Below are 11,754 nucleotides of genomic sequence, written 5' to 3' on the forward strand. Positions count from 1 at the left end.
CTGCGGCGGCGTCGCGATCATGTCACTGTGCTTCGATCAGGTCAGTTGTCCAATAGAGCCACAACCCAGAAGGTGACCATGCACGATCAGTTCTCGTCCGGAATCGGCCGTCGTGAAGTTCTGGCGGGCGCCGCCGGTGTCGCCGCGGGATTGTCGCTGGTCGGGCTCACGCCCGCGGCGGCGGTGCCTGCCGAGGTGCCCAAGTTCGCGCCCCAGGCCGGGGGCAGCGTCCGGGTGCTGGTCACCGGTGACGCGGGCACCGGCACCCGCACCCAGTGGGCGGTGGCCGACGCGGCACGAGAATTCCACGCACGCCGCCCGTTCTCGCTCGCGGTGGGTCTGGGCGACAACATCTACGACACCGGACCCCACGGCCCCGACGACGAACAGTTCGCCACGAAATTCGAGAATCCCAATGCGGGACTGGACTTTCCGTGGGCCATGGTTCTCGGCAACCACGACACCAGCTCGGTGTTCCCCGGCGACGGCGGCTGGTTGGCGCGTGGCAACTTCGAGGTGGCCTATCACGCGAAGTCGCCGCGCTGGTGGATGCCGAGCCGCTACTACTCGGTGCGCGTGCCCGAACAGAACCCGGTCGTGGAGTTCTTCGTGCTCGATATCAATCCCCTCGCGGCCTACATCCCGCCGTTCCTGGACCCGTATTGGGCCGTCGACGGGCCGTACATGAACGAGCAGCGCGCCTGGCTCGACACCGCGCTCGCCGAGTCCACCGCGCAATGGAAGATCGCCTGCACCCACCAGGCCTACATCAGCAACGGCCCGCACGGTGACGCGGGCAATTACGAGGGTCTGCCGGTGGAGCCGATCAACGGCGTCCACGCCAAACGCTTCTTCGAAAACCATGTGCTGGGCAAAGTGTCGTTTCTGCTCTCGGGCCACGATCACACCCTGCAGGTGCTCGAACCGACGCCGGCGACCAAGGGCACCCGCCAGATCGTGTCGGGCGCGGCGGGCAAGACCGCGGGCGGTCAGCCGGCTCTGACGACCGGTGGGCACAGCGCGCTGTTCGAGACCCAGCACGAACTGGGGTTCATGGTCATGGACCTGACCGCGGACTCGGTGAACCTGACAGTGCTCACCGTCGACCCCGCCTCGGGCGCGAGCACCGAGGTCTTCCACCGACGACTCGGCTGAAACTCGACCGCTGGTGACGGCGGGAGGATGATCGACGGATGGGCTTCTACACCGACCGGATCCTCCCGCACATCGTCGACAAAGTCTGCGGCGTCGCCCAGAACGGGCCGCTGCGCGAACGAACCTGTGCCGGGTTACACGGCACGGTGCTCGAAGTGGGCTTCGGGTCGGGCAACAACATCGGGTTCTATCCCGCCGCGGTGGAGCGGGTCGCCGGGGTCGAGCCCGCGCAGACAGCGTGGAACATCGGGGCCGAACGTGTTGCGGCGAGCTCGATTCCGATCGAACGCGCCGGCCTGGACGGTCAGTCGCTGCCGTTTCCCGACGCCGGTTTCGACACCGCCCTGTCCACCTTCACCCTGTGCACCATCCCCGATGTCGCGACCGCACTCGCCGAGATCCGCCGGGTGCTGCGACCCGGCGGCACCCTGCACTTCGTCGAACACGGACTCGCACCGGAGGAGTCGGTACAGATCTGGCAGCACCGGCTCGACCCGATCCAGCAGAAGATCGCCGGCGGCTGTCACCTCAATCGCGACATCGTCGGCCTGATCATCGACGCGGGCTTCGAGATCACCGACCTCGACCGGTTCTACCAGCCCGGCGCCCCGAAAGCCATGGCGGCGTTGTCCCTCGGCGTCGCGGAACGTCGCTGAACTGCACGGGCACGGCCGATCACCACGATTCGACCAGCGGAGCGTCATGTTCGCTCCGCGCCCACGCGTCGGTGATACGGCCCAGCCGGTGCGGTGCGGCGATGCTGCGCATGCCCGCGATCTTGTCCGCGCGCATCTCCAGGATCGCGACGCCGAGGACTCGATCGCCGAGGGTGACGAGCACGGCCGGGCAGCCGTTGACCACGACGGCATGGATCGAGGGTGAGCCACCGGCGAGGCGGCGCTTGGCTTCCGTCGGTGCGAACCCGGCCCGCACCGCGCCGGCCAGGCGCTGCGGGCTCGCGTACCGGATCAGCTTGGTGGCCAGCCCCCCGACACCGTCGGAGATCCCGGTCGCATCGTCGGTCAGGAGCGCGATCAGCCGATCGGTGCGACCCGAGGTGGCGGCCTCGACGAACTCTTCGACGACGCGACGCGCGGCGCTGTGATCGAGATCGGTACCGGTGCGCGCGACGGTGATTCGCCCACGGGCACGGTGGAGGTGTTGCTGACTCGCGGAGACGGTGAGGTCGAGGATCTCGGCGATCTCGGCATGCCGGTACGCGAAGGCCTCGTGCAGCACATACACCGCGCGCTCGGTCGGTGAGAGCCTTTCCATGAGCGTCAGCACCGCCAGGGTCACCGATTCGCGCTGCTCGACGGTGTCGGCGGGGCCGAGCATCGGGTCACCGTCGAGCAGCGGTTCGGGCATCCAGGTGCCGACCGCGCGCTCGTGGCGCGTCTTCGCCGAACGGAGCCGGTCCAGCGCGAGGTTGGTGACGATCTTGGTCAGCCACGCCTCCGGCACCTCGACGTAGTCGCGATCGGCGGCCTGCCACCGCAGGAACGCGTCCTGGACCGTGTCCTCGGCGTCGGCGGCCGAGCCGAGCAGACGGTAGGCGATCGAGGCCAGCCGGTGACGGCTGGCCTCGAAACGCGCCACGGTGGCAGTGTCCATGAGCACGACTCTAGGTCGCGAGCACGTCGTGGGGTCGATCGGTGTTCGCGCGGTACCGCCGACTCGGCATGCCGAAGGTCGGATGGCTCAGGCTCCACGGGTTGACCCCGAGGATCGCGGCTTTGAGGCGGGCGGCCGTGCGCCCACGCAGGGCCCACGACTTCGATCGCGCCTCACCATCGACCACCTGGAAGATCCCGTCCTTGCGGCCGAGGCTGATGTGGTTGCCCACATACGACAGCGAGGTCGTCGAGATCGTGCGCCCGGTCAGGTCCCCGACGATCGTGGCCGTGGCCTGCATGCTGGTGAATCCCGCGGAAGCGCACGACATCGGCAACGGCAAACCGTTGTCGCCGATGACGAAGGCGCTGTCACCGGCGACATAGACATCGGGGTGCGAGACCGAGCGCATCTGCCGGTCGACGGTGATCTGTCCGTTGGGCTCCACCGCCAGACCGCTGGCCACGGCGATCGGCTGCACGGCGAAACCGGCGGCCCACACCGTCGCGTCGGCGGCGAAAACGGTGCCGTCGGCGGCCACGGCGCCCGCGGCCTCGACCCGCTCGATGGTGGTGTTCTCGTCGACCGTGATGCCGAGCCGGTCGAAGGCAGCGAGCAGGTGGCCGCGGGCCTTGTCGCCCAGCCAACCGCCGAGCTCACCGCGGGTGACGAGTCCGACCGCCAGCTCGGGATGAGATTCGGCGATCTCGGTGGCCGCCTCGATCGCGGTCAGATTGCCGCCGACCACCAGGACCTTCGCCCTCGCGCCCAGCTCGTCCAGGCGGGCACGCAACCGCAGCGCCGCCGGGCGCGATGCCACATGGAAGGCATGCTCGACCGCGCCGACGGCACTGTGGATGTCGGCGGTACTGCCGAGCGAGTAGAGCAGGGTGTCATATTGGAGTGTGTCGATGCCTTCGCTGTCGGCGACCGTGACAGTCCGGTGCTCGACGTCGACGCCGGTCACCCGCGCTACGTGAAGCCGGATTCCGGTGCCCGCGAACACTTCCACCAGCGGCCGCCGGGGCAGATCCTGCCCGGCGGCGAGCTGATGATTGCGCAACCGCTCGGCGAAATCGGGGTCGGCGTTGACGACAGTGATCTCGAAGTCGTCGGAATGGAGTCGGCGGGCCAGTAGTCCGGCGGAGAAGGCCCCGGCGTAACCGGCCCCGAGGACGACGATGCGGTGCTTCATGAGTGGCTCCTGTCTGGTTCGCGTGGTTTCTGAACGAGACAGCCGCCGAAATCCTGACAGCATCAATCTGTGATGTGGGTCACATGGGGTCGAAGGGCATGGCGGTTCGCTCCGCGAGTCCTGGGTCAGGGGGTCGTCGAGGTGATGGTCTCGATCTCGCGGACCGCGTCGGCGATGGCGCGGAAGTCCTTGCGCAGGATCGCACCGTGGTTGCTGGCGACCTTGGCGCTGATACGGATGTTGGGGTTGCGGTCGAGTACCGCGTCGAGGCCGGCGCGGATCTTCTCCTGCTCGCCGCCACGGCTGCCGAACGAGGTTCCCGAAGCGACCACGTAGCGCACCGGGGCGGTGGTGGCATCGAGTACCGGGCTCAGTGCGGCGACGCTGGAGAGCTTGCCGAGTTCGATATTGCTGTCGGCCTGCTGCTGCGCGGTCAACCGGGGTGCGAGACCCGTCGGGCGAGCCAACGGCAACACCCAGCTCAAACGCTTGAACAGCTTGCGAATCCGCAGCTCCATCGCCTCGTCGAGCCAGTCGTAGGGGAACGCGCCGTCGACGAGGACCGCGCCGCGCGTGCTGTCGGGATGACGGCTGGCCCAGTGCGCCCCGAGGTAGGCGCCGTAGGACCAGCCGACCAGGATCGGCTTCTCGGTGATCCCCCTGGCCGCGAGGACGGCGTCGATGTCACGCACGCAGGTGTCGAAGCAGTAGTCGGCCGACTTCTTCGACTTGCCCCGGGCCCGCTCGTCGAAGGTGATGTGACGGTAGCCGGGGCCGAGGTCGGCGATGACCCGACGCCAGTAGCCCTGGGTGGCGAACTGGCCGTTGAGGTAGACGACCGGGGTGCCGGCGCCGCCGGTGTCGGTGAGGGCCAGTTCGGTGTCGTCGATCGGCACCATCCCGGTCCAGGGGGCGGTGGCGGCACTGGTGGGGTTCGAGGAAGTCATTGCCATGTCCTTGCGTTGCGATGTTCGGGTTTTACTGATGGCTAAACCGTAGATTGCGTTCACTAATCTGTCAACGGTAAATATTAGCGAAAAGCCTGATAGAGCTAGCAATGCTGCCGGTAGTGCAATGACTATGGGCGTGAATGCAATGAGTATCCGCCCGTGAGCTTTGCAATGAACTGACGGTGAATGCATACTGGGCGTGGTGCGGGCCACCCGCTCCGTACCGGTCGACAGAGAGGTGACCAGGAGCGATGCCCGGAGGCAGACTCACCGACGCGGACCGTCAGCGCATCGCCGCGGGACTCGCGGAAGGACTCGGCTACGCCGAGATCGGGCGGAAGCTGGAGCGCCCCGCCTCGACGATCATGCGCGAGGTCACCCGCAACGGCGGCCCCGACGACTACCGCGCCGAACGCGCGCAGGCAGCCACCCAACAGCGCGCACGCCGCCACAAGCAGACCCAGCCCGCAACGCCACCGATTCCCCACGCCGGCTACGGGCGCGACCCCCGCGCGGTCGCCGACTTCACCGAGTCGTTCACCGCTCTACTCATCGAACAGGGTCTGCCCCGGATGGAAGCCAGAGTGCTCGCCTGCCTGCAGATCACCGACTCCGGGGCGCTCACGGCCGCCGAGTTGGTCGCGCGACTACGCGTGAGCCCCGCCTCGATCTCGAACGCGGTCGCCTTCCTCGAACAGCAGGGCATGCTGCGACGAGAGCTGGTCCCCGGCGAACGGCGCGAACGGTACCTCGTCGACGACGACATCTGGCTACGCAACCTCGTCGCCTCGGTCCAGATGCAGAACTCGTTGTCCGCCATGACCCGGCGCGGAGTCGAGATCCTCGGGCCCGACACTCCCGCCGGTGCCCGCTTCGAACAATCCGCCGAGTTCGTCGCCATCGTCGGCGCGGCACTGCGGCAGGCGATGGAACAGTGGCGAGTGCGCTTGGCCGAACGTAGCGCCGAACGATAGTGGTGACCGCCCCACCACGGTGCGCCGGGTCGTCTCCCTCGCGAGGAAAAGTGCTCTGCGACAGCCGAATACCGGGTGTCTAACGGTCAGCTGTGAGGACGATCCGGGCAACCAGCGCTCGGTGATCGGCGCCGGGAAGGGCGACCGTTTCGACACTGGTGGCCCGCGCCTTCGCGAGCAGGAAATGGTCGATGCCCACCAGCGGTGGAATGGCCTTGTCGGTCGGGTAGGTGACCAGGTGCCCCGCACCGGCTTGGACCGCGGCATCGGCGAAACGCCCGGATGCCATGGCGCGGAAACGGGCATGGTCATAGGTGGCGTTGAAATCGCCACCGACGATCGCGGGGCGGTCAGTGGGGGACCGGCGCAGGATTTCGTGGAGGCGGGTGAGTTCGTCGGCCCAGACGCCGGTGTCGTAAACGGGCGGGACCGGGTGGAAGGCGTAGACCGCGACCGGTCCGATCTCGGGGACGGTGGCGGTCGCCGAGATCTGGTTGAGGACATAGCCGTCGTATTCCACGGTGTCCGACAACGGGAATCGGCTCCAGATGCCGGTGCCGCTGGCCGTCTGACCCGGAGCGAGGTACCGGTATGGCAGCAGTCGGTCCAAACCGGCACCGGACAGGGCCTCGACGGCCGGGCGGGTGAGCTCGTTGACGGTGAGAATCGCGATGTCACGGGCCTGCACCTGGTCGACGAGCGCGCTCGGATCAGCACCGTCGAAAAGCAGATTGGCCTGCATCGCCATGATCGGCTGCCCGTCACCACCGGTCTGGGCCACATACAGCGGCACCTGGGTCGTGATCCCCGCGCCCGCCACCACCACTGCCACCCCGGTCGCGATCCACTGCCTGGTCGCCGCGAAACCGACGATGCCGAGTACCGCACCGCCCATCAGATAGGGCGCCCCCGAAGCTGCCAGGACCAGTGGTTCGGCCGGCCACCGGGTGAAATGCAAGGCCACCCCCGCGGCCGCGGCCAGCGTCGCCGCCGCTGCCACCAGGCGGACACCGCCCCGAACAATCTGCGCTCTCACCGCGCCAGCCAAGCACGCGACGGGGACGCAGGCGAATTCGTCCTCCATTGACGGCGGCCGCGAAGGCGGATCCGGCGGAGTTCTGCTCACCCCGAGTCTGTCGCAGCGAGCAGCGACGCAAGCGTTGCGAGCAGGGCAGGTGGCGCGAGAGGTGCGCGCATGGTGGTAGGAAAGGGGGCGTGTCGGCATCTGGCGAGAATTCTGGTTCGAACGGGCGGTCCCGCGCGGAGGACGAGGTGGTGGAGCTGGTCAGCAAGCTGATCCAGTTCGACACCTCCAACACCGGCGAGCTGGCCACCACCAAAGGTGAGAAGGAGTGCGCCGAGTGGGTGGCGCAGCAACTGCACGAGGTCGGCTACGAGACCGAATACGTCGAGTCGGGTGCGCCCGGACGCGGAAACGTGTTCGCACGGTTGAAGGGCGCCGATTCCAGCCGCGGTGCGCTGATGATCCACGGGCACCTCGACGTGGTACCGGCCGAGGCCGCCGACTGGAGCGTGCACCCGTTCTCGGGTGCGGTGCGCGACGGGTACGTGTGGGGGCGCGGCGCGATCGATATGAAGGACATGGTCGGGATGACGCTCGCCCTGGCCCGCCAGTTCAAAGCCGAAGGCACGGTCCCGCCACGGGATCTGGTGTTCGCGTTCCTGGCCGACGAGGAGAACGGCGGCAAATGGGGCTCGCAATGGCTGGCCGACAACCGGCCCGACCTGTTCGACGGTGTCACCGAGGCGGTCGGTGAGGTCGGCGGGTTCTCCCTGACCGTGCCACGCCCCGACGGCACCGAACGCAGGCTCTACCTGGTCGAGACCGCGGAGAAGGGCCTGGGCTGGATGCGGTTGCGCGCCAAGGCCCGCGCCGGACACGGATCGTTCCTGCACGAGGACAACGCCGTCACCATCCTCGCCGAAGCCGTCGCGCGCCTGGGCCGCCACACCTTCCCGGTGGTGCTCTCGGATTCGGTGGCCGAATTCCTCGCCGCGGTGAGCGAGGAGAGCGGGCTCGCATTCGACCCGCACGGACCCGATATCGAAGGCCAGCTCGCCAAACTGGGCACCATCTCGCGCATCATCGGCGCCACCCTGCGCGACACCGCGAACCCGACCATGCTGCAGGCCGGATACAAGGCCAACGTCATCCCGCAGACCGCCGAGGCCGTGATCGACTGCCGGGTGGTGCCGGGGCGGCAGGCCGCGTTCGAACGCGAGGTCGACGAGCTGATCGGACCCGACGTGGAGCGGGAATGGATCACCAAGCTCGACTCCTACGAGACCACGTTCGACGGCCACCTCGTCGACGCCATGAACGACGCGGTGCTGGCCCACGACGCCAACGGGCGCACCGTGCCCTACATGCTCTCCGGCGGCACCGACGCGAAAGCGTTCGCGCGCTTGGGAATCCGCTGCTTCGGCTTCGCGCCGCTGCAGTTGCCGCCCGAGCTGGACTTCACTGCCCTGTTCCACGGGGTGGACGAGCGGGTTCCGGTGCAATCACTGGAATTCGGCACCCGGGTGCTGGAACACTTCCTTCTGCACAGCTGACCTCGACTGGAAAGGTCCTTTATGAGCTACAACCCGTATGACGCGCTGCCGACGGTGCCGTCGTTCACCGTCACTTCGGCCGATATCACCGACGGTCAGCCGTTGGCCAACGATCAGGTGTCGGGGGTCTTCGGATCAGGCGGCAAGGACATCTCGCCGCAGCTGAGCTGGTCGGGATTCCCCGAGGGCACCCAGAGTTTCGCGGTGACGGTGTATGACCCCGACGCACCGACCGCGTCCGGGTTCTGGCATTGGGCCGTGGCCAATATTCCGGCGTCGGTCACCACCCTCGATGCCGGCGCGGGTAGCGAAGGCGGGAACCTGCCCGCCGGTGCGGTGAGCTTGCGCAACGACGGTGGTTTTCCCGGCTTCGTCGGCGCGGCACCGCCGAAAGGCCATGGGCCGCACCGGTATTTCGTGGTCGTACACGCCGTCGACGTCCCCGCACTCGAGGTCGGAACCGACGCGTCGCCCGCCTATCTCGGGTTCAACCTGTTCTCCCACACCCTGGCCAGGGCCACCCTGATCGGCACCTACGAACAGAACTGACAACACACAACAGCGGTGGCCCTGAGACTTCCAGGGCCACCGCTGTTTTCGTCACTACTTCACGTTGACGACATGCTCGGGCGGGGTCGCGGCGTAGAGCTGGGTGATGGTCTCGGCGTACTTGTTCGAGATCGGGGTGCGCTTGAGCGACATCTTCGGGGTCAGCTCGTCACCGCCGGGCTCCCACAGGTTCTCCACGATCACGAAACGCTTGATCTGCTCCACCCGGGAGAGCTTGCGGTTGCCCGCCAGCACCGCTTCTTTGACCTCGTCGACGATCTCCTTGCGCCGGGCCAGCTCCGCGTGGGTGGCGTCGGTGGCGCCGAAGTCCTTGGCGCGCAGCGCCGCGACATCGGGATCGAGCATGATCAGGGCGGTGATGTAGGGGCGGGCCTCGCCGATCGCGACGGCCTGGCCGATCATCGACGAGGCCGCCTTCATGGCGTTCTCGATATTGGAGGGGGCGATGTTCTTGCCCGCTTCACTGATGATGAGTTCTTTCTTGCGATCGACGATGCGCAGATAGCCGTCGGCGTCGAGGGTGCCGATATCACCGGTGTGCAGCCAGCCCGCGTCGTCGATCGCCTCGGCGGTCTTGTCGGGCATGTTGCGGTAGCCGGGGGTGATGATCGGGCCACGGATGAGGACCTCGCCGTCGGCGTCCAGACGTAGCTCCACACCGTCCATGACGCGTCCGACCGAGCCGGGGCGCGGCTTGTCGATCTCGGTGAAGGTGCCCACGCCCGCGGTTTCGGACATCCCCCACACCTCGCTCACGGCGAAGCCGAGGCCGAGGAAGTATTCGAGGGTTTCCGGCGGTACCGGCGCGGCACCGGACGCGGCGACCTTCAGCTCGGCGAATCCGAGCGCCTCGCGCAGCTTGGACAGCACCAGCGCGTCCGCGATCTTGTGCTGTACCCCGAGCAGCAGCGAGCTCTCACCGGCCAGCTTCGCCTTGGCCTGCGCGACACCGACACCGATCGCCCAGTTCGCGAGCGCCTTCTTGACCGGGCTCGGCTCGACGGCGAGTTTGTTCTCGATACCGGCCTTGATCTTCTGCCACACCCGCGGCACGCCGAAGAACACCGTCGGTCGGGCATCGGGCAGGGCGGCGGCGATCTCACGCGGGTCGGCGACAGTGGTGATCTGGATGCCGGTGAGCAGGCTCATCGCGTGCGCGGAGATGCGGTCGGCGACGTGGGCGGCGGGCAGATACGACACGGCACGGTCGTCGAAACCGACCGGCAGCGGACCCGAGACCAGGCCGGCGACCTGGGCGATCACATTGCTCTGGGTGAGCTCGACACCCTTGGACGGGCCGGTGGTGCCGGAGGTGTAGATCAAGGTGGCCAAATCGCCGGACTGCACCGCCTGCCAGGCCGCGTCGAAATCGAAGTCCGGTTCGGGATCGGATTCGAGCTGAGCCAAGGTGACGGTGCCCTCGGCGGTGCCGTCGACCACGACCGTGTGCTCGACCGAGGTCCCCGACGCGCGCAGGGTGTCGAGGAACGCCTGCTCGGTGATGACCACCTTGTTGCCCGCATTGGCGAACACGTGCGCGATCTGGTCGGTGGAACTGGTGTTGTACACCGAGAACGGCACGGCGCCCAGGTGCAGGGCCGCGGTGTCGATCAGGTTGAACTCGGGACGGTTGGTGAGCATGATGCCGACCGTGTCGCCACGGCGCACACCGAGCTTGGCCAACCCCGCGGCCAGCGCGCGCACCCTCGTCGCATACTCGGCCCAGGTGATCTCCTGGGTGCCACCGACCGTGCGCAAGGCGATTTGGTCGGGCCGCAACGCGGCGGTTTGCTGGAAGGCGGCGGGCACGGTGTGCACCGTGACCCCGGATGCGTGCGCGAAACCGATGTCAGTCATATCCCTTGTTCCCATAGGCCGAGCTGGATACCGAGCCGATGCGAGTGAAACCATCTCGTTATCTCGAGATGGAGACGTCAGCAGTGGCGTGGCTCACTTATCGTAACCGGACATACGGGATCGTGAGGACGGTTACCGGCGAGCCCGTAGCCGCCACCACGACCGCACCCGCGCCGATCGCTCGTCGTCGGCGAGCGGATCGGCGGGGATGGTGTGCTGACGTTGGCGTCGTTTGGCCTGCAGGTATTGCCTGCCGCGCGAGGATTGCAAGGCGATGGTGAGGGCGATGGGCTCGACAGTGATCCCGGCCTCGGTCAGTGCCCGGCACTTGTCGGGGTTGTTGGTGAGCAACCGGACCCGGGTGAGATCGAGCTCGCGCAGTGCGCGCGCGGCGGGCTCGTAGCGGCGGGTGTCGGCGTCGAGGCCGAGGCTTCGATAACTGTCGAAGGTGTCGGCGCCGGACTGCTCGCTTTCGCGATAGCCACGAGCTTTCCAGATCAAGCCGGCCCCGCGTCCCTCCTGTTCGAGGTAGACGAGAACACCGGCGCCCTCGGCCTGGATGCGGTCCATCGACTCGGTGAGTTCACCGCCGCAATCGCAGTCGTCGGAACCCAGGCCCTCGCCGTAGAGGCAGCGCGAATGCACTCGAACCAGGCAGCCGTCGCGGGGGTCACCGAAGACGAGCAGGTGTCCACCGTCGCGGGGGTCGGGGATCTCGATGACCCGGATCGGCAGTTGTGCGCCGTGGCGACCCAGCCGGTGTGCGGTGTCGGCACCGGCACGCCCGGTCCTGGCACTGCCGAACGACAGAATGGTCAACGATCCTCCGTGCGTGGACAGGCGATACCGGACAGGGACGAGC

General features: G+C 67.6%; 11 protein-coding genes. 5 read left to right on the plus strand and 6 right to left on the minus strand.

The window, feature by feature from the left end; genetic code table 11:
* Window positions 1-78 precede the first annotated feature (78 nt).
* On the plus strand, window positions 79-1,155 hold the full coding sequence (locus NS1_RS02290; protein WP_062981494.1) for a metallophosphoesterase: 1,077 nt from the start codon (window positions 79-81) through the stop codon (window positions 1,153-1,155).
* A gap of 38 nt (window positions 1,156-1,193) precedes the next feature.
* On the plus strand, window positions 1,194-1,811 hold the full coding sequence (locus NS1_RS02295) for a class I SAM-dependent methyltransferase (protein WP_062981071.1): 618 nt from the start codon (window positions 1,194-1,196) through the stop codon (window positions 1,809-1,811).
* 19 nt (window positions 1,812-1,830) lie between these two features.
* On the opposite strand, the gene NS1_RS02300 is transcribed toward NS1_RS02295, so the two are convergent.
* From NS1_RS02300 to NS1_RS02310, 3 genes are all read right to left on the minus strand, one after another.
* Entirely contained in the window at window positions 1,831-2,769 is a 939-nt protein-coding gene (locus tag NS1_RS02300) for a sigma-70 family RNA polymerase sigma factor (RefSeq protein ID WP_062981073.1), read from the minus strand.
* Window positions 2,770-2,779: 10 nt separating this feature from the next.
* Window positions 2,780-3,964 (minus strand): NAD(P)/FAD-dependent oxidoreductase, encoded by a 1,185-nt coding sequence (locus NS1_RS02305; protein WP_062981075.1) that lies wholly within the window; start codon window positions 3,962-3,964, stop codon window positions 2,780-2,782.
* Window positions 3,965-4,089: 125 nt separating this feature from the next.
* Window positions 4,090-4,911: an alpha/beta fold hydrolase gene (locus NS1_RS02310; RefSeq protein ID WP_062981077.1), complete on the minus strand. Its 822-nt coding sequence runs from the start codon at window positions 4,909-4,911 to the stop codon at window positions 4,090-4,092.
* 254 nt (window positions 4,912-5,165) lie between these two features.
* Here NS1_RS02310 and NS1_RS02315 point away from each other — a divergent pair, with 254 nt between their 5' ends.
* Window positions 5,166-5,888 (plus strand): GbsR/MarR family transcriptional regulator, encoded by a 723-nt coding sequence (locus tag NS1_RS02315; protein ID WP_062981079.1) that lies wholly within the window; start codon window positions 5,166-5,168, stop codon window positions 5,886-5,888.
* Between the two features lie 79 nt (window positions 5,889-5,967).
* On the opposite strand, the gene NS1_RS02320 is transcribed toward NS1_RS02315, so the two are convergent.
* The gene (locus NS1_RS02320) at window positions 5,968-6,924 is read right to left on the minus strand and encodes an endonuclease/exonuclease/phosphatase family protein (protein ID WP_255284375.1); all 957 of its coding nucleotides are present in this window, start codon (window positions 6,922-6,924) and stop codon (window positions 5,968-5,970) included.
* 179 nt (window positions 6,925-7,103) lie between these two features.
* Here NS1_RS02320 and NS1_RS02325 point away from each other — a divergent pair, with 179 nt between their 5' ends.
* Together NS1_RS02325 and NS1_RS02330 are read left to right on the plus strand one after the other, a co-directional pair.
* Complete coding sequence (locus NS1_RS02325; RefSeq protein ID WP_084465284.1) at window positions 7,104-8,465, plus strand: M20/M25/M40 family metallo-hydrolase; 1,362 nt, start codon at window positions 7,104-7,106, stop codon at window positions 8,463-8,465.
* A gap of 21 nt (window positions 8,466-8,486) precedes the next feature.
* Complete coding sequence (locus NS1_RS02330) at window positions 8,487-9,014, plus strand: YbhB/YbcL family Raf kinase inhibitor-like protein (protein WP_062981081.1); 528 nt, start codon at window positions 8,487-8,489, stop codon at window positions 9,012-9,014.
* 54 nt (window positions 9,015-9,068) lie between these two features.
* Here the strand turns inward: NS1_RS02330 and NS1_RS02335 are convergent, their stop codons facing one another.
* Together NS1_RS02335 and NS1_RS02340 are read right to left on the minus strand one after the other, a co-directional pair.
* Complete coding sequence (locus tag NS1_RS02335; RefSeq protein ID WP_062981083.1) at window positions 9,069-10,892, minus strand: AMP-dependent synthetase/ligase; 1,824 nt, start codon at window positions 10,890-10,892, stop codon at window positions 9,069-9,071.
* A 132-nt stretch (window positions 10,893-11,024) separates the two neighbouring features.
* A complete protein-coding gene (locus NS1_RS02340) occupies window positions 11,025-11,711 on the minus strand; it encodes a GTP cyclohydrolase II (protein ID WP_062981085.1) in 687 nt (228 codons plus the stop codon).
* Window positions 11,712-11,754 lie beyond the last annotated feature (43 nt).

The sequence above is a fragment of the Nocardia salmonicida NBRC 13393 genome (assembly GCF_001613085.1).
In the GTDB taxonomy this organism is placed as follows: domain Bacteria; phylum Actinomycetota; class Actinomycetes; order Mycobacteriales; family Mycobacteriaceae; genus Nocardia; species Nocardia salmonicida.